Source organism: Candidatus Nitrosocaldus islandicus (genome assembly GCF_002906215.1).
Taxonomy (GTDB): Archaea; Thermoproteota; Nitrososphaeria; order Nitrososphaerales; family Nitrosocaldaceae; genus Nitrosocaldus; species Nitrosocaldus cavascurensis.
Genome location: NZ_CP024014.1, coordinates 1,312,273 through 1,333,765 on the forward strand (window position 1 = coordinate 1,312,273; position 21,493 = coordinate 1,333,765).

Consider the following 21,493-nt stretch of genomic DNA (forward strand, 5'->3'; position numbering starts at 1 on the left):
TGGTAATAAAAACCAACTCAAATAAGGTGTTATTATTTATAATATAATAGAACAGTATTTAAATAATAAGGTAGTAAGATGCTTATGTGCATCATGATATAATAGTGGTTGGAGGGGGTGTAGCAGGACTATCTGCAGCATTATTCATTGCAAGACAGGGTTCAGATGTTCTAGTACTCTCTCAAGATCTTGGAGGACAACTCAACCTCATACCCAAGCTTGAGAACTATCCTGGAATAATCCTTACTAGTGGGGAGTTGCTTGCTAGAACACTAGAGCAGCAAGTACTCACATTTGGTGGTAAGATAAGGTATGAGAGGGTTGAGAGTGTTGATGCTATAGATGATGGATTTAAGGTTATAAGCAATGAGAGGGAGTATACATGTAAGGCATTGATACTTGCTTTAGGCAAGGTGCCAAGGGAGCTTGGGGTTGAAGGTGAGAGGAGGTTTCTAGGTAGAGGCTTGACATACGCTACCAAGTCTGAGGCACCATTCTATCAAGGTAGGATGGTTGCTACAACTGGAGTTGGTAACTACCTTGTAGAGTCAGCGCTTCTGCTTAGCAGGTTTGCAAGGAAGGTATACGTTATATACAGAACTAGCAAGATGGCTGGAGATAAAGAGATGATCGAAGCACTAGAGAGGAAGGATAACATAGAGTATGTACCAAACAGTGAGGTCATTGCTCTAGATGGGGATGAGAGGCTTAGGAGTATAACCATAAGAGACCAATCTGGAGGCACAAAGAGGTTAGAGGTTGATGGTCTATTTGTTGAGATGGGCTACAAGGTGTATATCGAGTTTGTTAAACATCTTGTAAGGATCAATCAGAGAGGAGAGATAGAGGTTAATGAGTATTGTGAGACATCATACAAGGGTATATTTGCTGCTGGTGATGCTACTAACGTGCCTTACAAGCAGGTTATAGTTGCTGCTGGAGAGGGTGCCAAAGCAGCAATATCAGCATACAACTATCTGCAGAGGCTTGCTGGTAAGCCAGGGATAAAGGCTGATTGGAGGAAGAGTATAGGGGCACAGGTGTACAACTTTTAATTTGATCTACCATTGTCTTATCTAGTCATTCATTTATTCTACCTCCAGATCATATAAAATAAAATTGTATGGATTGATGCTAAGGCATAGAGTATATAGCAACTCCTATATTGTAATATATATCGTTGTACTTGACAGTTATTACCATACCCTGAGTTACTATCTCCCTATTGAGACCATAGTCCCATACCACAGCAGATCTCCCATCCTTCGATTTGCCATGCTGTAGTGCTAGTTCCTTCATTATACTCTTAAGTGCATCAGCATCGCTCTTACCTATCTCGAACTCATACATATTGGCAGTATCACATATATCTGCAGACCCCCTGAGCGGACCTCCACCACATTCATCAGGATCAAGATGGCGTTCTTCCAACACCTTGAATGCCTTCCTGAACTCATCTGCTCTTGGGAACTTTGCTATTATGCTATCATCTATTGGTATTGCTATCCCATCATAGTTAAAAAGCTCCATACCACATATACCATGGTAGTAACATGTTTCTGTTCCAACCTCTCTTTCAATAGCCTTGATTTTCTCTGGTAACCTCTTTACATATTCAACCGATGGTCCTGCTTGGATAGTTACCTCAGCCCTACCAAACATAGGGATTGAACCCATTATATATGTACTTATAAGCAGCATAACTGCAACCCCTAGGAATGTGAATGCGCCAGCATACATGAGTATATACTTCTTGGTAATACCTATACCCTCTTTATATTCTCTTTCCCAAGATATAAATCTAAACTTTTTTGTCATTTTTTGACAAATAATCTTATCAAATATGACTAGAATTGCTATGGTTAATGCAGAAGAGAGTTATAACGTTAACTATTATAACAGCTCTGCTCATTAGCAGTAGTATAGTATATGCACATACATTATCATGGGAGTTCTACAACGATGTTCTTGTAAGTAATGCAGATACTAGCTATCGTAAGATAGAGGCACATATAATGAAACATCCAACAGATGGGAACATACTCATGGCAGCGTTCCTAGACTATGCTGCTTACTCAGGAGCAGAGAGGCGATGCAGGATTGCAACTAGTACAGATGGAGGAGCTACATGGACTGATAGGGGTATCTGCCTTTACCAACAGGTACATACATATCGACTGATCCAGTGGTTGCAGTAAGCAAAGTAGGAGATACGATAAGATGGTATATAGCATGCCTAGCGTTATCTGATAGCATAAAATATTATAATAAGAACGATGTATCGAAGATCTACTACTCCACCTCAACAGATAATGGTGCAACATGGAGTAGCCCTACAGTTGTAGCCGAGGCTAAATGGTAGATGATAACCCAACCTATGACTATCCATATGCAGATGAAGATTGTCCAATTGTGGATAAACCATGGATAGCAGTGAATGGAAGTAATGTGTATCTCTGCCGGGCTAGGATGAGCGATTTCAGTAGATGGAGTTATAAGGATAGCAATGGCAACTACCCATACTCCTCCCCAATCGCCATATTCTTCAAGAGGGTTGGGAGCACTAATGATCCTATCAGACTCTGGTACCTCATGGCAGGCAAATAATAGTGTGAATGATAGATCAGTACAGGGTTGCAATATAGCTGTTAACACTAGCAATGGCATAATATACGTTGCATGGACAAAATTGACTGGAGATAACACTGTATCGATAAGGATGAAGAGATCATTCGATAATGGTAATACATTTGATAATACACAGATAATAGCAAGACCTAATAGGATACGTACCAGTGCTGGTACATGCACTGATGCATTTGACTGTGTTATAGGCATAACCATAAATGACCAACAAAGCGGTTTTAGAGTAAATAACTTCCCATATCTAGCAATTGATAGTTCAAATAACCTACATCTTACATGGACAGGTTATAACTCAACAGCGTCCCCACCAAATACAAATATAATGTATAGAAAGATAACCAACTGCACTACACAGGGACAGAACTGCAGTATAAGTTCTGCTGTAAATGTTGTTAATGAAGGTACTGCAAACAAGGATCAGTTCTTGCCTTCAATAACATTCTCAAGCAGAACTAATACGCTCATCATAACAGCATTAGATAGGAGGGATAGCACAAATAACACTTTATGGAGACCAACATCATACCACTGTCATCTAAATGTTAATACATGCACATCATCAAGCCATTGGAGTACAAGCAGCAAAGGACCACAGTCAACCAATGCTGATACAGAAGGTACCCAGACTAAAACACATACTTATATAGGCTCTTACTATAGCGTTACTACTGGTAGTAGAGAAGCATATAACGTATGGTTAGATAATAGAACTGTGAACCTTGACTCAAAACTGAGGATATGGTTGGATAGAACTACAACATGATTCTACCCAACCTTTATTTTTAGTAAGATAATGGAAGTGCTGGCTCAAGTAAAACCATAATTCGTCAGATTACTTGCATGTAGTGCATCTCGTCTAACACATCGCTCAAAGCACTTGTAAGACTCTTCTTTGTTAACTCAACCCTTCTATCAAACCTTATATCCATATTCACAGCAATGCTATTATGCTCTATCCTTACCGTTGGTGAGCCTAACCCTCTCTTATCCTGATACGCCTTCACCTTCGTTAGTTTCTCATCCAATGAGCCCATCCACTCCATGAATCTATCATAGTTCATCTCATCACTTGGCATAGCAGTTATGTATAGAGTTAACTTACCCCCTCTTACGCTAGCCTCATCTGTGATTAGATCTATTATCCTATCCTCCTCGTTTGTACCATAGTCTGGTGTAAAGTATCCTATAACATTTCTGCTCCCATCATATATGTAGTATTGGATATCCTCTCTTACAACCATCCAGCCTAGTGTAGTGCTCATATGCTCTTATAGATAGAATTTATTTATTACCTTTTCTATACATATTTAGGTTAGCTATGTCAAGCGAGGTGAGGTTCTGTGATAGATGCATGAGGCGCACAAGGCATGATATAGTTGTAGAGCCAGAGATGGCTACCTATAAGAGGAGGAGGTTATACAGATGCTCTATCTGTGGCAAGGAGAGTTGGAAGAGAGGCTTAAGACCAAGCTCAGAGATCTCTTACTAGTTTACTGCTCTTCATACAACACAACTGCATCAAGGTTGCACCTCTTGAATACAGCAAGAACATCATCCAATCCATTAACAAGGTAGAGGTGTGAGTAGCATGAGCAGTCAGATGATCCAAACCCCTTGAATGGAGCATGATGCTGCTCTGCTAGATAGCAACTAAGCATACACTCTACTCTTCTATCAGTTGCTGCATATACTGCACTTATAACCTTTGCACATCCATGTGTGGTAAGATAATCTATATGCCATCTCAACCTCTTGCTAATTGATGCATGCCTCTTGATCCTTGTTTTGAGTGAGTTCATAGCAGAGCCTACATATGCATAGATACCAGGAGTAAGCATCACCATACCTAAAGAGCCTATCCTAATCCTATGTCTACATGCAGAGTCCACACGTATAAGTATGATATAAACACCATTCATAGCATATTCACAACAACCATTCAGGAAGTTACAAATATGATCATTACATATGGTTAAGCATGGGGAAGAGGCTTAACAGGCTTGCAAATGAGACTAGCCCGTATCTTCTCCAACATGCAGATAACCCTGTAGACTGGTATCCATGGTGTGAAGAGGCATTGAGGAGGGCTAGAGAGGAGGATAAGCCCATATTCCTAAGCATAGGGTATAGTGCGTGCCACTGGTGCCATGTTATGGAGCATGAGTGCTTTGAGGATGAAGAGGTAGCGAAGATAATGAATGAGCACTACATAAACATAAAGGTTGACAGGGAGGAGAGGCCTGATATAGATGATACCTACCAAAGAGTATGCCAACTTGTAACAGGTACAGGAGGATGGCCATTGAGTGTATTCCTAACACCAGATCTCAAGCCATTCTACGTTGGCACATACTTCCCGAAGGAGGACCGTTATGGACTCCCAGGCTTCCCAAGGCTACTCAAGTACCTTGCTGAACTATACAGGAGTGATAGGGCTAAGATAAACAGACAGGTTGAGATGATAATGAATGGTCTAAGCATGCTTGAGTTTAAGCCAAAGGTAATAGAGAGTATGGATCTAACCCTGCTTGATGAACCTGCAATCCATCTGCTGGATGATGCTGATATGATCAATGGTGGCTTTGGTAGTGCACCAAAGTTCCCAAATGCTATGAACCTCATGTTCCTCCTTAGATACTACAGGATGAAGGGTATAAGCAGGTTCCTTAACTTCGTGCTATTTACATTAAACAAGATGGCAGATGGAGGGATACATGACCATATAGGGGGAGGGTTCCATAGGTATGCTGTAGATGCTAGATGGATGGTTCCTCACTTTGAGAAGATGCTCTACGATAATGCTTTGCTTGCAGTGCTGTATGCTGAAGCATATCAGATAAGCAGGGATGGAAGGTACATGGAGGTTATGAAGGATACTCTGGATTACATACTTAGGGATATGCTAAGCAGTGAGCATGGGTTCTGCTCATCCCAAGATGCAGACTCTGAGGGTGAGGAAGGCAAGTACTATACGTGGAGTATGGATGAGGTTAGGAGGCTTATAGGAGATAGAGAGCATGCTGAGATCTTCTCTGCATACTATGGGATCAGTGAGCAGGGTAACTTTGAGGGCAAGAATATACTGCATATAAGCATGAGTATAGATGCATTAGCATCAAGATTCAACAAGAGTAGGGATGAGGTTAAGGCTATACTAGAGAGGTGTAGAAGGCTTCTATTCGATGCTAGAGCATCAAGGGTAAAGCCAGCAAGGGATGATAAGATAATACTTGCATGGAATGCACTTGCAATCTCTGCAATGGTAAAGGGATACAAGGTATCTGGTGATGAGAGGTACCTTGATACTGCATTAAATGCAGTAGGGATGATAGAGGATAAGATGGCTAAAGGCTCTAGGCTGAAGAGGATATACAAGGATGGTGTAGCAAAGATAGATGCTTACCTTGATGATTACTCATCATACATAAATGCACTACTAGACATCTTTGAAGTAAACCCAAAGAGCATATACCTAGAGAGGGCAATAGCATACATGGAGTATATGCTCCAGCACTTCTGGGATTCTAGCAATGATCTCTACTACACATCTGATGAGCATGAACGGTTGATAGTAAGGAGCAAGAATCCTTATGATCTTTCAACACCATCAGGCAACTCAATGGCTGCACTAGCACTCATCAGACTCTACCATTACACCCATAAGCAGGAGTACATCTCAAAGGCAGAGAGTATACTTAAAGCATATGCACTTTATGCAGCAGAGAACCCCTTCGCATATGGAAATATGCTCAACGTACTCTACCTTTACCTGAAGAAGCCCATAGAGGTTACTGTGATAAGTGATGCTAGAGATGGAAGGGAGTTATGGAAGGAGTTCATGCCAGAGTGTATAATAGTTACCATCAGCAAGGATAATCTTGATAGGCTAGAAGGCATACCATTCTTCTCTGGCAAAGTATCAATAGAGGGCAAGGGTTTGACAGCATACGTATGCAAGGAGTTCAGATGCTCCTTGCCATTGCATAGCGTTGAGGAGGTGAAGAAGCATATTCTGGAAGAGGCATAGATGTGAGCAGTGTGGCAAGGCATTTGCAAAGGTTGAAGAACTCATGCAGCATGTGCAGGTTGTTCATAATAGCAGTACACCATACTGGTGTGTTGAGTGTAACATGGCCTTCAGCAATGGGAATGAGTTGAGGGAGCATGCAAGGCGGTACCATACGTACAAGAAGTAAACATTATCAGCATCCTTCACATTAACCAATTTAATCTCATCTCAAACATTAAGAATACATCTCAACATACGTTAACCACTTGATGAACCTCTCATCCCTACCTCTCACAACATCCTCATACATGCTCTTAAGCCTCTTAGTAATCACCCCTACATTACCATCCCCAACCTTCCTGTTATCTATCATAACTACTGGCTTTATCCCTGCTGCTGTACCAGTTAGGAATACCTCATCTGCAAGATAGAGTTCATCCCTGCTTATACTCCTAACCTCATACATTATGCCTTCGTGCTTTGCTATCTGGAGTACTGTATCCCTTGTTATCCCTGCTAATGCACCATCAGTGGTTGGAGGAGTGCATATAACACCATCTCTAACTATGAATACATTCTCTGCACTTGCCTCTGCAACCATACCATTTATGTTAAGCATTATAGCCTCATCAAAACCATTCTTCAATGCTTCTATCCTTGCTAGAGCAGAGTTTGCATAGTTTGCTGTTGCCTTTGCACCAACCGGCATGGTTCTAGCATCTATTCTACGCCATGAAGAGACCATGCACCTTATCCCTTGCTCACTACTCAAGTACTCATCCCACTGCCATATTGCTATAGCAACATCAACCCTATTAGGTAATGGATTAACTCCCATCTTACCATATGAGTAGTATGCTATTGGTCTTATGTAGCAACTCCTCAACCCATTCACCTTAACAGTCTCTATAACAGCATCGATCATCTCATCAAAACCATACCTTAAATCCATGAGGTATATCTTTGCGCTAGAGAAGAACCTCTTTATATGATCATGCAATCTGAATATGAATGCACCATTACCAGTACCAGAATCATAACATCTTATACCCTCAAATATGCCAGTTGCATAATGTAAGGCATGTGTTAGAAGATGTATCTTAGCATCCTCAGCATCAACAAGCATACCATTCATCCATATCTTCATTCCCTTCTTTAGCACAACTATGCTATGATGCTAGGCAAAATAAACTTTAGTCTGTAGCAAGTGTAGAGTACATGGATCTCTTTGCATGTATTGCTCTTACAGCATCATCAACATTACTTCCAGAGTCTTCAACAACTATGACTATCCTTGATGTCTCCTCTTGCGCATCCATGTTGAGTATGTTTATCCCATACTCTCCTACAGTACTGCTAGCCATTGCAGCAACGTTTGGAACCCTCCACATCTCATCCCCTATCAAGGTTATTACACCTCGCCCATAAACTATTGATGCATTGCCATCATATGCCCTTATATGCCTCTCATATCGCTTCACAAACTCAGCATCTAGGAAGAGTAGCCTAGCATACTCTGTATGGTCCTTCAAGTATGGACTCAACTGCACAAACTCGTTATACCTTCTATCCTTGAGCAAGTGTACTTTAAGGTGCCATGCCATCTCGCTCTGCATCCTAAGCATACAGCATCTCTTCCTCCCTGTAACTATCTTTATTGGGTTACCTTTACTGCTATCTGGATGCCTTACTATACTTGTATAATCCTCTGGCCTATTCATGTTTGTAACCCTTATCTCCACATCTATGCCAGCATCCTCTATATCCTTGATAGCTATAGGGTCGAGTATCTTCATGCCGAACATGCCAGCAAGTTCAGCCTCGTTGTATGATAGCATTGGTACATGCTCTAATCCATCCTTAACAACCTTGGGATCAGCGCTAAGCACTGAACTATCCTTCTCAAAGCTCAAGGTTATGGAGTAAGCATCATGCAGTAGTATAGCAAGGTCTGCTGCTGTCCTATCAGAGCCTCCCCGTTCATACGTAGCCTCCAACCCATCCATAGTTTTGCCTATGAATCCTCCTATGCATACAACATCATATGCATTGAGCATATCCCTCAATGCCTTGCTACTGCTCCTACTAGCATCTAGCAGGAAGTTTGCTGCCTCAAAGTTATCATCAGTTATTATAGGCCAGTCACTGAACTCAATGTTACATGATTTAAGCCCTGAACTCTTCATGATGTGGTGCATAGCATCTGCCATAACCAACTCTCCACTATAGGCTAGTGCCCTAGCCCTTGTTACATCAACGAACCTTCTGTATTCTGCTGCCTGCTTTAATGCTATTATAACGTGCTTATGGAACCTATCAAGCCTCTGAAGGAACTCTACCCTATTCTGCTCATCCATATACCTACTTGCTATACGCTCATACACATCCTTGAGAACATCTATATCCACTGGCTCTGATGAGGCATAACTCTTGCCTATCTCTATTGCAATATCTGTGAGCGACCTTGTCTTGCCATTGTATGTTGTGAATGGGGCTGAGAATACTGCAACTACCTTGTCATGTTCAGCAAGCATGCTCTTGATCCTGTTCAGTACATGGGGTATATTACTACCATCTATACCTAGGGTATTGCCTCCAAACTTTGCTATAGTTAATTTAGTCATGGATGAGGTAAGATGAGCTATCTAATAAAATCATAACTCGCATCTAATTGGTACTATATACCCTAGATTGGTTTATAAGCAGTATGCAGGTTAAGGCATCTGTATGGATGATAGTAATGATAATAACAATAAGTTAGTGCTAGATACCAGCATAATAATAGATGGAAAGGTAAGCAGGATGCTTGAGTATGGTGAGTTGAACAAGTGTGAGATAATAATACCAATTGCGGTTCTGGATGAACTACAAGCACAGGCATCTCTAAGCAGGGAGCAAGGCTTCATTGGCCTGAATGAGGTTAAGAGGCTAAGGGAGCTATGTTCAAGCAAGGGGATAACGCTAAGGTTTGAGGGTGAGAGGCCAAGCATGGATGATATAAAGTTGGCTAGGCATGGGAGGATAGATGCGTTGATAAAGGATGTTGCAAAGAAGGAAGGAGCGACACTTATAACTGCAGATTATGTACAAGCACTGGTAGCAGAGGCTGAAGGTATCAATGTGAGGTATATACGCAAGGATGTGAAGAGAGAGCTATCATTTGAGAGGTACATAGATGAGCAGACCATGAGCCTGCACATGATGGAGGATGTTAGCATATTTGCAAAGAAGGGTAAGCCTGGTGCATTCGAGTTGGTTAAGGTTAGAGAGGAGCCATGCACACATGCAGAGTTGATGAACATGATAAGGGAGATATCAGATGCAGCAAGGTTAACCCCTGGTGCAAATGAGATAAGCATGAATGGTGCAACAGTGATCCAGTTAGGAAACTACAGGATAGCAATAACTAGACCACCATTCTCAGATAAACTTGAGATAACTGTAGTTAGACCAACTGTAAGGCTAACGCTAGATGATTATAGGGTATCGAAGAGGCTCATGGAGAGGCTCAAGAGCAGGGCTGAAGGTATACTAATAGCAGGACCCCCAGGCTCTGGCAAGAGTACACTGGCAAGTAGCCTGGCAGAGTTCTACATGAAGCAAGGGAAGATAGTGAAGACATTCGAGTCACCAAGGGATCTACAGGTTAGCGATGCAATAACACAGTACGCACCATTGGAGGGGAGCTTCAAGAAGGCTGCAGAGATACTCTTGCTTGTAAGGCCAGACTACACAATATTCGATGAGGTTAGGAAGAGTGAGGACTTTGAGGTCTTTGCTGATATGAGGTTGGCAGGGGTAGGGATGGTTGGTGTAGTGCATGCATCAAGTCCATTGGATGCTATACAGAGGTTCATAGGCAGGGTTGAGTTGGGCATGATCCCCCATATACTTGATACAATAATCTTCGTTAATGCTGGAGCAATAGTCAAGGTTTATGAGTTGAACCTAACGGTTAGGGTACCTACTGGCATGGTTGAGCAGGATCTTGCAAGGCCTTTGATAGAGGTTAGGGACTTTGAGACTAACAGGTTGGAGTATGAGATATACACGTTTGGTGAGGAGAATGTTATAGTGCCAGTTGAGGCAGAGAGCAGTGGTGATGGTATAAAGAGGCTTGCAGAGGAGAGGATACTTGAGGTTGTAAGGAGGTTTGATAAGAGCGCTGAGGTGAAGATAACTGGTAGCAGTAGTGCACTGGTTAGGGTTGATCGTTCAGCAATACCATTGCTTATAGGCAAGAGTGGTTCAACAATAAAGGAGCTTGAGAGAATGCTTGGCATAAGCATAGATGTTGAACCAAGGATCAGATCTATGGGAGAGCAAGTAAAGTTTGATATAAGTGAACAGGGTAACTCACTATACATAACATTTGAGGATATTGTAAACAAGAGTGTTGATGTATACGTTGATGACCAATACCTATTCTCTGCAATGGTTGGAAAGAAGGCTAGGATAAAGGTCTCCAAGGACTCTGATGTTGGTAAGAGGCTACTACAGGCATTGCTTGCAAATAGCAGGATAAGCATATTGGTAGACAGAAGGGGTAATGGATAAGACTAACTATAATAAAAGAGAGTAGAGATAACATTATATCAGATGACATCATAACTATCTGTATGAGTGGGATGCTTGATGATGGTTCAGCACTTATAATAGTTGATATGCAGAACGACTTCATGCCAGGAGGCTCCCTACCAGTACCAGATGCAGATAAGATCATACCTATCATAAACAAGTATATAGAGATATTCATGGCCAAGGGACTACCAATATTTGCTAGCAGGGACTGGCATCCTCCAAACCATATATCGTTCAAGCAGAGGGGAGGAGTATGGCCTGTGCACTGTGTTAGGAATACCTTGGGTGCAAAGTTCCATCCAGATCTTAAACTGCCTAGAAGTGCAATTGTTATATCGAAGGCAACTGATCCAAACAGGGAAGCATATTCAGCATTCGATAGGACTGAACTTGCTGATAGGTTGAGGGAGAAGAACATAAAGAGAGTGTTTATAACAGGGGTTGCAACTGATTACTGCGTAAAGAATACTGCATTGGATGCGCTTGAGAATGGGTTTGAGGTTATACTGCTTGAGGATGCTACAAAAGGGCTAGCAAACAGTGAATCTGCAATAGAGGAGATGAAGGCCAAAGGGGTTAAGATGATGAGGTTGGAGCAGCTCATAGCAGTAAAGAATAGATGATAAGCATACCTCACCTCTTATTTAGTTATGTTGTAAATAATATGGTATTATAGATTGCTTATCCTCTTCGCTATGCTCTCATCACTCTTTATAATCTGTATAAGTTGCTCTAACCTCTTGAGCGATCTGTTATCGAAGTAATGCTCTATACCCTCTGTTATCCTGTGCGCATCCTCCTCCTCTATACCTAGAAGTAGCAGTAACTCTATAAGTATGCTATGCCTCTCCCTTATCATCTTGGCAATCTCTAGCCCTTTATCCTTCATCCTTATCCCTCTATACTTCTCATACTCTATGTAGCCAGATTCATGCAGCCTCTGCACCATCTTTGTAACGCTAGCAGAACTAACGTTGAGGTAGTTGGATATATCGCTCATGCTTACATAACCCTTATGCTCCATAAGCTCGTATATAACCTCCAGATAATCCTCCATCCTTTGAGTCCTTCCTCTTCCACCCATGCCATGCTTACTATGTGCAGCCTTTATGGACTCTAGCCTATCCCTAGCCTTACCCAATACTATAATCTGGCTAAACCTACTTATATACACTTTATGTATGTATGTATGGTTATGCTAGTAACTGTTGATGAATTGAAGAAGATGCTAGATGCAAAGGCTCAAGACCTCCTCATAGTAGATGCTAGATCATGGCATGAGTACTGCTATGGGCATATACCTGGAGCAGTTAACATGGACCTCTTTGCATTCCACTGGGCAGATACAAGTGATGAGGGTATAGAGAGGTTCAACTCAAGCCTGAAGATGCTGCTCAAAAGTGCTGGCATAACATATGATAAGCATATCATATTCTATGATGATATAACTGGCACTCTAGCTGCTAGAGGCCTATGGCTCATGCATTACATATGCCATGAGCATACAATGGTCCTTGATGGTGGGTTTAGCATGTGGAGGAGGAGAGGCTATCCAGTTGAGAAGGAGCCTACAAGACCAAGCCCTGTGAATGAAGAGTACACATACAGGTTCAATAATGATGTGCTTGCAACATACAGATACATACTAGAGAGGATGAACAACCATAATGTTAGGATAGTTGATGCAAGGAGCAGGGAGGAGTATTATGGTATCCATGTGAGAGCATCAAGGGGAGGGCATATACCAAATGCAGTGAACATAGACTGGGAGGCTAACATGATGCATAATGGTACGATGAAACCTGTTGAGATGCTCAGATCGGTGTACTCTTCTATTCTGCATAGAGATGATGAAGGTAATGATGATAAAGAAGGTGTAAAGGAAGATGATGATAATGATATGGAGATAATCTGCTACTGTCAGGGAGGTTACAGGGCAGCCCATGCATACCTAGCATTAAAACTACTAGGCATGAAGAAGGTTAGAGTATACCTTGGATCATGGTATGAGTGGGGGAATAGGTATGAACTACCAGTAGAGTAAGTTAAGTTACCCTAATCCTTCCCCCTCTCCTTCATTCATTCATTAATTAATTCATCCATTCCATTATGCAACTATGTTGAATGGTCTTATACCCCTTGAATTCATGAACCTTCTTATATCCTCTATTATAGAGGATAATGGGATTATGGATCTTGATGGTTTTGATTTAGATACCTGATCTACATACTCATCCATCATATAGACCCTTACATTATCTACCATATCAGTTTCAGCATCGCCAACAATAACAGCCCACACGTTCACCTTTGGATGAAGAGCATAAACCCTTTCCAGTCTATTGTTAAGCAAACCCATCTCATCACCTCTAGCAATTAGTATGATTAGTGTATTATCTGGATTAGACCTCAATGCTCTCATCGATGGTATGACTAGATCAAGCATAACATCATCAAGTTGAATCTTCCTCTCGCTCTGGATCATGCACTCAGTAAGCAGGTAATGCATGAGTGCTGTTACTAGCCTAATGATAACATCTTTATCCTTATCCATATCGTTACTGCTGAGCTCTTTCATGCATGAGTGCATTATTGTTGCTATTGCACTCCTACTATCCTTTGCAAGATCCCTCCTCAACTCATCCCTCCCAAGCCTCTCTATAACTGAGTAGAGTAGTGCCTTTGCATCAACACCATCGATACCTGAACCATCCATCGCTATATGCTCAATAACCATCTATATTAAATTGATTCTGCTAATCCAGTATTGTAATTGTTGAGCCTATACCTATGTTATGCTCTCTCACGAATCCAGAGTTAACCTCAAGCACGTATCTTGCCCTAACATCTGGGTAGTATGTGCACTGCCTTATATCCTCTCCACTGCTACCCTTGCATGGTTCAGCATCCTCAACTATGTACACAACCCTCCCAGATGAGTCTATCCAGAGTATGTCAATATTGAACCTCATATTCATCATCCAGAATGAGTATCTACCCTCTGTAGGGAATATGAATAGCATCCCTTTACCATCATCAAGCCCTTCTCTATACATAAGCCCTAACGCTCTCTTCTCATCAGTATCTGCAACCTCAACCTCCAGCATTATACCATCTATCATTATCCTCTTAACCTCATATTTAGAGGGTATATAACTAGCCGTATCGTTACTCTCATCTACCCTACCTATCCCTGTAGTCATGGATAGTAGGAGTGCTGTTATCCCATATGCAACTGCCCCTACCCCTACTGCTATCAAGAGATGCTTTAACTGCAATCTAAAGGATAATACATGCTCACTTATATAATACTATCATGAGCATCAACATGGATGAGTTCACTGAACATGAGAAGGAACTGCTCAAGCAGCACTTCTCCAACACAGATAAGCCTGTATTCGTGATAACAACACCAAAGCAGGTTGATAGAGGAGCTCTGATGTCAAGGTACAGTAGATCAAGCAAGAGTATGAGGAGGATCTTCCTAGATGAGTTCCTCAACAATCCCAGCAGAGGAGAGGAGTTCTACGAGCGTGTACTAGTTGAGTATGGGGATGATAGCGTTGCTGAACTTGGGCTTGTACAGGTTGGCATAGAGGGTATATCACAGATAGCCATACAGAGCATTGAGGATAGGAGAATAGGCTTATCGTACCTTGAAAAGTCAACAAGGTATGTTAGGTTTGATCAGAAGGGCAAGGATGGCATGTACCAGTATTATAGAGGCGAAGATATGATGGAGTTGAGGTATGCTGATTCCTATATAGAGGCATGTGATCTAGCATTCAACACATACAGCAAGAGTATAGAGTCAATGATCAAGTACCTTAAGGAGGTTGAGCCTATACACTCAATGTACTTCCTAGATAGCAGTAAGGGTGTAGAGGTGCCATTCGATGAACTCAAGAGCAGTGATGATATAAAGAGGGCAGAGAAGGCATACGAGGCTAGCATAAGGGCAAAGGCTCTGGATATACTTAGGGTACTTCTCCCAGCATCTACCCTAACCAATGTTGGTATAGCAGGGAATGCAAGGGCATTCGAGTACTTACTTAACATACTTCTTGCATCTAGGCTAAAGGAGGAGCATGATATAGCATTGATGCTCCATGATGAGTTAACAAAGTATATAGGGCCATTCATAAAGAGGGTTAGAACAAAGTATGGCGAAGTATTCAGAGAGTACCTGAACTCAACAAGGGATGGTATTGCAAGTATTGCAATGAAGTATCTTGCCAAGGATGATGGTAATAGAGATGGTACATATCTGGATGAGGTTAGGCTTGTTGATTATGAGGATAACGATACTGTAGAGGTTAAGGTTGTAGCATCCATACTATATGAACATGCATCTGCATCGTACACTAATCTCCTCGAACTTGCTGCTAAGATGAGTAGGGAGGAGAGGGCAAAGATAATAGATGAATATGTTAGGCATAGAGCAAATAGAAGGCATAGACCACTGAGGGCATTCGAGATACCATATTATACATTCGATCTATGCACAAACTTTGGTATATTCAGAGACCTACATAGGCATAGGATACTAACTATGCAGAGGCAGATGCTTACTACTAATCATGGTTATTATAAGCCAACGGAGGTTATAGATGCTGGTCTTGAGAAGGAGTTCGATGAGTGTATGCAGAAGAGTAAGGAGGTGTATGAACTGATTGCGTACAAGGAGGGAAAGCCACTACAAGCCCAGTACGTTGTTAACCTAGCATATAGATACAGATACCTTATCAAGATGAACCTTAGGGAGGCTTATCACATTATAGAGTTGAGGACACCCCCGCAAGGGCATCCAGCATATAGGAGGATTGCACAGGAGATGTATAAGGCTATCGCAGATGTACATCCAAATCTAGCAAGGGGTATGAGGTTCGTGGATATGAGGGACTATTCATCACGTATAGATGCTGAGAAGAGGAAGTTACTGAAACTAAAAGATAAATAAGTTAGGGAAGAGAGATGGATGGTATGAAGTGCCCAATGTGTGATGTTGAATTACATATTGCTGAGAGGCATGGTATAGAGATCGATTACTGTCCAAAGTGTAGGGGTGTATGGCTTGATAGAGGCGAGTTAGATAAGATAATCGAGAGGGCAACATGGTCAGATAGATATGATGATGAGAGGTATAGGCATTATGATGAGGATGATTACAGGGATAAGGATAGAGATGAGTATAGATACAGAAAGAAGAGATCGTTCTGGGGAGAGATATTCGACTTCGACTAGTGCTCCATTATATCTGTTAATTGGTCAAGAGAACCACTGCTCTAGGCTGCTACCCCTTATCCGTATAGCCTCATTCAACCTCTTGATTGCATTACTAACCCTCTCCCTAGAGAAGTTATGCTCATCACATAGAAATCTTGTTACACCTTGCTCATCAACCTCTTTGAATATAATATTTACATTAGAAGGTTCAGCAACCTCTGGCTTGAGGAATATTTCTCTTATTGCATTGTAATCTACCATCTTCAACTCATCCCTTAGACCCTCAACATCTATATCCTCAAGCCTACCATACTTCTTTATCAACTGTAAAGCCTTCTTTGCACCTATACCCTTGAAGCCTTCAGGATTGAAATCGGTGCCTATCAGTATTGCAACATCTACAAGCGCTTCCCTGCTTATGCCTAGATCTCTCAAGAGTTCATCCAACTCTATAATCTCTGGGTTGACATCAACGTACACATTCTTATTTGGAAGTTTCCTCCTCCCGCTTATTGTAAGGTTCCTTACAAGCCTCCTTGAACCAAAGAGTAGTGAGTCATAATCTTGGCTTGCTGTTGCATATGCCAATCCTATGATGGTTAGGTATGCTGCTGTAGCCTCGCCCTCTGATGGTGCCTCCACGTATGGTATGCCCATGAGTGTAAGTAGTGTCTTTGCATCATTCAGCATGTAATCCTTTAGCATTGATGTTGCTTGTGCATACTTCCTTGCATCCTCAAACCTTCCTTCCTGCAACGCCTCCTCATACTTTGCAAGTGCCTCTTCCTTGCTCCTCCTCCTACTCTCAAGTTCAGCATGCTTGAGTGCTGGAGGCTTTCCATCAAACACGTATACAGGCTTTATTCCAGCAGCGAGAAGGTTAACACTCCTGTAGAAGAGCCCGCTTAGATGGCTTGTAACCCTACCATGTGCATCCATAAGAGGCTCTCCAGTATAACCTCTAATCGTTGCTAGGAACTGGTATAGTGCATTGTAAGCATCTATGGCAATAACCTTACCTGCTAGACTCTCAAGTTTTATCTCCTTAGCCTTGATCAATGGTTTGAGATCAGTGCCCATACATGATTAAGATAATTAATAGGATTTACGTATTTTGGTTAGTTGGTACTTGCATATACAGAATACAGGGAGAAGGAGAAGAGACTCATTCTAGCACTAATACTTGCATTGGTTATAGGTCTACTAGAGGTGGTTGGGGGCATAATAAGTAACAGCCTTGCATTGATAAGCGACTCTATACATGTATTCATGGATGTTGTTGCTATAACAATAGCGCTGGTAGCAGTAAGGCTTGCATTAAAACCTCATACGCCAACGCTAACCTATGGCTATCATAGGGTAGAGGTTCTTGCAGCATTTATAAATACAGCGCTTGCAGTGGCATTATCAATAATACTGCTCTATGAAACATATATGCGATTATTGGAGCCTAGGGTTATAGATTGGGGCTATATGCTAATGATAGCAGTTGCAGGACTTGCTGTAAATCTTATCATGCTAAGGATACTCAAGCATGGACATGGAGGGTTGAATGAGGAGCAAATGCAAGGACAAGGGCAAGGGCAAGAGAGGTATGGTGTAGAGGAGCATGAGCATGGGATGCTTATAAAGAGCGTAAGTTTGCATATAGTAAGTGATATACTAGGCTCTCTAGCAGTAATCTCTGCAGGTGCTGTAATAGCATTAACATCATTAAGCATAGTAGATGTTATAGCAAGTGTTATCATAGTTGGGCTAATACTTAGGCTAGCATTACAGATGCTCAAGAGGTGCATAATCATACTGCTAGAGGGTGCACCTGAAGGTATAGATATAGTCACCATCATGGATGAGATCAGGTCTATAAATGGTGTAGTTGATATACATGATGTACATGTATGGAGTATAGCACCATCGATGCCTTCGTTAAGTGCACATGTTACAATTAGGAATGACGCAGATGCAAAGGAGGTGATGAGGAACATAAATACTGTCCTCTCAAGATATGGCATAAAGCATACAACTGTACAGATAGAGGAGGAAGAGCTGATAAGGCCTGATAGGTTAGGATCGGAACAGGGGCCGGGGTCGGATAGTCAGGTAGTCCGCCAGCCTCGAGATCTGATGGATGAGTAGATAGATAGATGGATGGATAGGGCTAGTGGATCAACCAATGATCTTCAGGATAGAGAGCTGGTGCCAGCAATGGCTCGTGGGTTCAAATCCCACCCCCGGCGCCTCTTGATAGAACTATTATACTACACATAACGATCTGCATTAAAGAAGCTCTCAGCATGGCAAGTGTGAGAAGGAGGGAGAGGAGAAGGGTTGGGTTCTAGCATGACGAGCATAGTACTTTATGCTACCATAGCAGCAGTGATAGGTGTTATAGGATACACAGGATGGAAGATATTGAAGATGAGGAGTAAGGTGAAGGTATGATGTATATACTTCTCTACCTCGCCATTATTTTATCACAGTAAATCCTCTAGCCTCTGAGGAAGCAGAAGATATAGCCAAAGCATTAGGATGGATGGTTATAGGTATAGGTGTTATAGTAAACGTTATATTCATCCTATACAACAGGGTAAGGAAACGCTCTGCAACCTATCTAGGTAGTAATGCAACACGGTCATTGGCACTTATGTACAAGCCAATGCTTAACATGCACATAGCATTAAATACTATTGGATATATAGCAGGGATGGTTCATGGGTTACTCTTCATAAGATACCTAGAGCCTATCACATTATCACTTAATAGTTATGAGTGTACTGATCATTAGTGGAGTACTGTTGAGGTATACATCAAGAGATGTAAAGATATTTAATAGGCTACTGCATGGACAATCCATACTTACTATAATGCTTGTACTGCTGGTAATGCTACATGTATTTACTGCTTATGATTGATCTGCAGATATGAGTGAGTAGTCATATCTTGCTCAGCCTAATGTATATAAATGTCGGTTACTGCTCTCCTACCATGAAGGTAGAGGTTGAGTTCTCTACAAAGAGCGGTGATAAGGCTGAGGTATTAAGCAAGATAGCACAACTTGTAAGGACAGCGAATGAGTTAGGGCTAAGCATAAAGGAGATAGAGTTTGAAGAGGATGAGGGTAAGGAGGAAGAAGAGAGCTAGGAATTGATGAATAAATGATAAATAAAATCTTGGTTTTATTAACCCAACATTTATTAATGAATAACCCCGCCAACTAGGAGAAGAGTGAGTACGAGCATGAGGTTTGCTGATAAGGTTGTGCTTGTTACTGGTAGTGGGACTGGGATAGGACAGGCAGTAGCAAAGAAGTTTGCAGAAGAGGGTGCCAGTGTAATAATAATGGGTAGAAGGAGGGAACCTCTAGAGGCAACTGCTAGAGAGTTGGAGGCTATAATGAAGAGTAGGAACAGCAATGGCAAGGTTAGGATGTTCCCTGGCGTTGATGTTAGCAGTGTTCAAGAGGTTATAGATATGTTCAATGCAATAGGCAAAGAGTTCAATGGTATAGATATCCTTGTTAACAACGCTGGTGTCTCTGGTCCTGTAAAGATTCTGGCATCACAACCATTCAAGGAGTTCAGGGAGTGTGTAAGCATACACCTCACTGGAACCTTCTGGATGAGTATAAATGCTCTAAGGTACATGAACGATAATGGTAGGGTAATAACCATAGCAACTTACTTCACCGAGGAGAGGCCTTATGAGCAGAGGCCTTACAGGTTCAGAACCCCATACACTAGTGCTCAAGGTGCAAAGAACAGGCTATCTGAGGCACTTGCATGGGAGATGGCAGAGAAGGGTAAGAGGATATACTTCATAGTAAGCAACCCTGGTCCAGTACACTCGGACAGGATATACAAGACTGTCTACCCAAAGGCTGCTGCAGAGTTCATAAGGATAGGTGGCTTCCAAGGGTTAAGTGCAATAGATATTGAGAGGATAGCAAGTGATGTGCTCCCATATGTAGGGGAGGATGATGGGATGCTTGAGAAGGCTATAGATAGGCTTGCATCAAGGATAGCAGAGGAGCGTAGTAGAGAAGATAGTATGCAGGCTAATGCTACCCAGGATACCTCAAACATAGCATCTACTATAAGATCATGCCTTGATAAGATAAGGGAGGTTGCAGAGAAGATACAGAACAACACAAAGAATATGATAGTTGATGGGAACTTCCTTACACAAGAGGAGACTGCAGAGATAATACTCAACCTAGCAGATGTTGAGGTTAGCAGGCTTGTTAATGGTAGGATAATGCCATCAGATAGGGTATTCTACCCAGTCAAACCACTGATATCTACTTACCAGCATAGCGATGCTGTTGATGCTAACCTTGCTGGTAAGAATATACTACTCTCAATCTCAAGTAACGATGATGTAACGATAAGAAGGGTTAAACACCTCATCTCCAAACTCTCTGGCTATTATGCAAGGTGTACACTACTTAGCCAGCATGATGTAGCATTAGATGGTGTGGATAAACGCATATGTAATATGATGGATGAGGATGAGGTTAGAAGAACAATAAGAGATGTGAGGCCTAACATAACCATACATCTAACTGGCAACTATGATTACAACAGGGAGGTAACATCGCTATCAAGGGAGGAGTGGGATGCGTTAGTTGATAGATTCATAAACATCCCAGCGCTTATAAGCAAGGAGACCCTTAATGCTATAGTTTATGATGGAGGAAGGGAGCCATCTAGGTTCAAGAATAGCAATGGTATGATAATAATAGTTGGACCAGATGCACCGTATGGGAAGAAGGTATCCAATCTGCTAAGGGCTAGGGCAGAGGTCTTCAGAGGGGCATTGAGACCATTCGCCGTAACTGCAACACAAGAGTTGAGCGAGGTATTGAACTCCAACATGCGTGTATACCTTGTACTCCCTGGAAGTATAGATGGTAAGGAGCCAGATGATGGTAGGCTTGTAGATACATGCCTATATCTAGCATCTGGAAGAGCAATAAACAGGGTTGAGGTTATCTACTATCCCGATGAAGTAAGGACATGAATAATAATGGTG

24 protein-coding genes, 1 tRNA gene and 2 pseudogenes are annotated in these 21,493 nt (G+C 41.8%); 18 read left to right on the forward strand and 9 right to left on the reverse strand.

Annotation, left to right across the window (positions count from 1 at the left end):
* Positions 1-86 precede the first annotated feature (86 nt).
* On the forward strand, positions 87-1,055 hold the full coding sequence (locus CRG89_RS06870) for an NAD(P)/FAD-dependent oxidoreductase (RefSeq protein WP_103287542.1): 969 nt from the start codon (positions 87-89) through the stop codon (positions 1,053-1,055).
* Positions 1,056-1,134: 79 nt separating this feature from the next.
* Here CRG89_RS06870 and CRG89_RS06875 read toward each other — a convergent pair whose 3' ends face one another.
* Positions 1,135-1,740 (reverse strand): hypothetical protein, encoded by a 606-nt coding sequence (locus CRG89_RS06875; RefSeq protein ID WP_103287543.1) that lies wholly within the window; start codon positions 1,738-1,740, stop codon positions 1,135-1,137.
* A 125-nt stretch (positions 1,741-1,865) separates the two neighbouring features.
* Between CRG89_RS06875 and CRG89_RS06880 the strand changes: the two genes are divergently transcribed.
* From CRG89_RS06880 to CRG89_RS06890, 3 genes are all read left to right on the forward strand, one after another.
* A complete protein-coding gene (locus tag CRG89_RS06880) occupies positions 1,866-2,198 on the forward strand; it encodes a hypothetical protein (protein WP_103287544.1) in 333 nt (110 codons plus the stop codon).
* A gap of 157 nt (positions 2,199-2,355) precedes the next feature.
* Positions 2,356-2,607: a hypothetical protein gene (locus CRG89_RS06885; protein WP_103287545.1), complete on the forward strand. Its 252-nt coding sequence runs from the start codon at positions 2,356-2,358 to the stop codon at positions 2,605-2,607.
* A gap of 4 nt (positions 2,608-2,611) precedes the next feature.
* Entirely contained in the window at positions 2,612-3,409 is a 798-nt protein-coding gene (locus tag CRG89_RS06890) for a hypothetical protein (protein WP_103287546.1), read from the forward strand.
* 64 nt (positions 3,410-3,473) lie between these two features.
* Here CRG89_RS06890 and CRG89_RS06895 read toward each other — a convergent pair whose 3' ends face one another.
* A complete protein-coding gene (locus CRG89_RS06895; RefSeq protein ID WP_103287547.1) occupies positions 3,474-3,908 on the reverse strand; it encodes a hypothetical protein in 435 nt (144 codons plus the stop codon).
* Between the two features lie 56 nt (positions 3,909-3,964).
* Here CRG89_RS06895 and CRG89_RS08935 point away from each other — a divergent pair, with 56 nt between their 5' ends.
* Positions 3,965-4,135: a hypothetical protein gene (locus tag CRG89_RS08935; protein ID WP_168174140.1), complete on the forward strand. Its 171-nt coding sequence runs from the start codon at positions 3,965-3,967 to the stop codon at positions 4,133-4,135.
* Position 4,136: 1 nt separating this feature from the next.
* Here CRG89_RS08935 and CRG89_RS06900 read toward each other — a convergent pair whose 3' ends face one another.
* Complete coding sequence (locus tag CRG89_RS06900) at positions 4,137-4,535, reverse strand: GIY-YIG nuclease family protein (protein ID WP_158648771.1); 399 nt, start codon at positions 4,533-4,535, stop codon at positions 4,137-4,139.
* A gap of 89 nt (positions 4,536-4,624) precedes the next feature.
* On the opposite strand from CRG89_RS06900, the gene CRG89_RS06905 reads away from it, so the two are divergent.
* The 3 genes and pseudogenes from CRG89_RS06905 (at position 4,625) to CRG89_RS08830 (ending at position 6,842) form a co-directional block, all read left to right on the forward strand.
* Positions 4,625-6,673: a thioredoxin domain-containing protein gene (locus tag CRG89_RS06905; RefSeq protein ID WP_103287549.1), complete on the forward strand. Its 2,049-nt coding sequence runs from the start codon at positions 4,625-4,627 to the stop codon at positions 6,671-6,673.
* Positions 6,654-6,707 (forward strand): annotated as a pseudogene (locus CRG89_RS09190) (hypothetical protein); the annotation flags it as partial. The gene CRG89_RS06905 and the pseudogene CRG89_RS09190, both read left to right, overlap by 20 nt.
* A 9-nt stretch (positions 6,708-6,716) precedes the next feature.
* On the forward strand, positions 6,717-6,842 hold the full coding sequence (locus CRG89_RS08830; RefSeq protein WP_172437509.1) for a hypothetical protein: 126 nt from the start codon (positions 6,717-6,719) through the stop codon (positions 6,840-6,842).
* A 48-nt stretch (positions 6,843-6,890) separates the two neighbouring features.
* On the opposite strand, the gene CRG89_RS06910 is transcribed toward CRG89_RS08830, so the two are convergent.
* Both CRG89_RS06910 and CRG89_RS06915 read right to left on the reverse strand, forming a co-directional pair.
* Entirely contained in the window at positions 6,891-7,802 is a 912-nt protein-coding gene (locus CRG89_RS06910; RefSeq protein ID WP_103287550.1) for a branched-chain amino acid transaminase, read from the reverse strand.
* Positions 7,803-7,848: 46 nt separating this feature from the next.
* Positions 7,849-9,279, reverse strand: a complete 1,431-nt coding sequence (locus CRG89_RS06915) for an amino acid kinase family protein (protein WP_103287551.1) — start codon at positions 9,277-9,279, stop codon at positions 7,849-7,851.
* Positions 9,280-9,382: 103 nt separating this feature from the next.
* Between CRG89_RS06915 and CRG89_RS06920 the strand changes: the two genes are divergently transcribed.
* Together CRG89_RS06920 and CRG89_RS06925 are read left to right on the forward strand one after the other, a co-directional pair.
* Entirely contained in the window at positions 9,383-11,212 is a 1,830-nt protein-coding gene (locus CRG89_RS06920) for a PINc/VapC family ATPase (RefSeq protein ID WP_103287552.1), read from the forward strand.
* A gap of 62 nt (positions 11,213-11,274) precedes the next feature.
* Positions 11,275-11,859 (forward strand): nicotinamidase, encoded by a 585-nt coding sequence (locus CRG89_RS06925; protein ID WP_103287553.1) that lies wholly within the window; start codon positions 11,275-11,277, stop codon positions 11,857-11,859.
* Between the two features lie 47 nt (positions 11,860-11,906).
* Here CRG89_RS06925 and CRG89_RS06930 read toward each other — a convergent pair whose 3' ends face one another.
* Complete coding sequence (locus CRG89_RS06930; RefSeq protein WP_197706692.1) at positions 11,907-12,377, reverse strand: metal-dependent transcriptional regulator; 471 nt, start codon at positions 12,375-12,377, stop codon at positions 11,907-11,909.
* A 48-nt stretch (positions 12,378-12,425) separates the two neighbouring features.
* Between CRG89_RS06930 and CRG89_RS06935 the strand changes: the two genes are divergently transcribed.
* Entirely contained in the window at positions 12,426-13,280 is an 855-nt protein-coding gene (locus CRG89_RS06935) for a sulfurtransferase (RefSeq protein ID WP_217349406.1), read from the forward strand.
* Between the two features lie 63 nt (positions 13,281-13,343).
* Here the strand turns inward: CRG89_RS06935 and CRG89_RS06940 are convergent, their stop codons facing one another.
* Both CRG89_RS06940 and CRG89_RS06945 read right to left on the reverse strand, forming a co-directional pair.
* Positions 13,344-13,973 (reverse strand): hypothetical protein, encoded by a 630-nt coding sequence (locus CRG89_RS06940; protein ID WP_148695120.1) that lies wholly within the window; start codon positions 13,971-13,973, stop codon positions 13,344-13,346.
* Between the two features lie 19 nt (positions 13,974-13,992).
* On the reverse strand, positions 13,993-14,514 hold the full coding sequence (locus CRG89_RS06945) for a DUF192 domain-containing protein (protein ID WP_103287555.1): 522 nt from the start codon (positions 14,512-14,514) through the stop codon (positions 13,993-13,995).
* 38 nt (positions 14,515-14,552) lie between these two features.
* Between CRG89_RS06945 and CRG89_RS06950 the strand changes: the two genes are divergently transcribed.
* Together CRG89_RS06950 and CRG89_RS06955 are read left to right on the forward strand one after the other, a co-directional pair.
* Positions 14,553-16,196 (forward strand): FAD-dependent thymidylate synthase, encoded by a 1,644-nt coding sequence (locus CRG89_RS06950; RefSeq protein WP_197706690.1) that lies wholly within the window; start codon positions 14,553-14,555, stop codon positions 16,194-16,196.
* A gap of 23 nt (positions 16,197-16,219) precedes the next feature.
* Positions 16,220-16,480, forward strand: coding sequence for a TFIIB-type zinc ribbon-containing protein (locus CRG89_RS06955; protein WP_103287970.1), 261 nt, complete (start codon positions 16,220-16,222; stop codon positions 16,478-16,480).
* Between the two features lie 24 nt (positions 16,481-16,504).
* On the opposite strand, the gene fen is transcribed toward CRG89_RS06955, so the two are convergent.
* Positions 16,505-17,542, reverse strand: coding sequence for a flap endonuclease-1 (gene fen, locus CRG89_RS06960; RefSeq protein ID WP_103287556.1), 1,038 nt, complete (start codon positions 17,540-17,542; stop codon positions 16,505-16,507).
* Positions 17,543-17,671: 129 nt separating this feature from the next.
* On the opposite strand from fen, the pseudogene CRG89_RS09195 reads away from it, so the two are divergent.
* From CRG89_RS09195 to CRG89_RS06980, 5 genes and pseudogenes are all read left to right on the forward strand, one after another.
* Positions 17,672-18,448 (forward strand): annotated as a pseudogene (locus tag CRG89_RS09195) (cation diffusion facilitator family transporter); the annotation flags it as partial.
* A 95-nt stretch (positions 18,449-18,543) separates the two neighbouring features.
* Positions 18,544-18,699 (forward strand) — tRNA-Ser (locus tag CRG89_RS06970).
* Between the two features lie 296 nt (positions 18,700-18,995).
* A complete protein-coding gene (locus CRG89_RS06975; protein ID WP_103287557.1) occupies positions 18,996-19,247 on the forward strand; it encodes a hypothetical protein in 252 nt (83 codons plus the stop codon).
* Between the two features lie 200 nt (positions 19,248-19,447).
* Positions 19,448-19,603 carry a hypothetical protein gene (locus tag CRG89_RS08835; RefSeq protein WP_158648772.1) on the forward strand — a complete coding sequence of 52 codons (156 nt, stop codon included), beginning with the start codon at positions 19,448-19,450 and terminating at the stop codon, positions 19,601-19,603.
* An 84-nt stretch (positions 19,604-19,687) separates the two neighbouring features.
* Positions 19,688-21,481: an SDR family NAD(P)-dependent oxidoreductase gene (locus CRG89_RS06980; protein ID WP_197706689.1), complete on the forward strand. Its 1,794-nt coding sequence runs from the start codon at positions 19,688-19,690 to the stop codon at positions 21,479-21,481.
* Positions 21,482-21,493 lie beyond the last annotated feature (12 nt).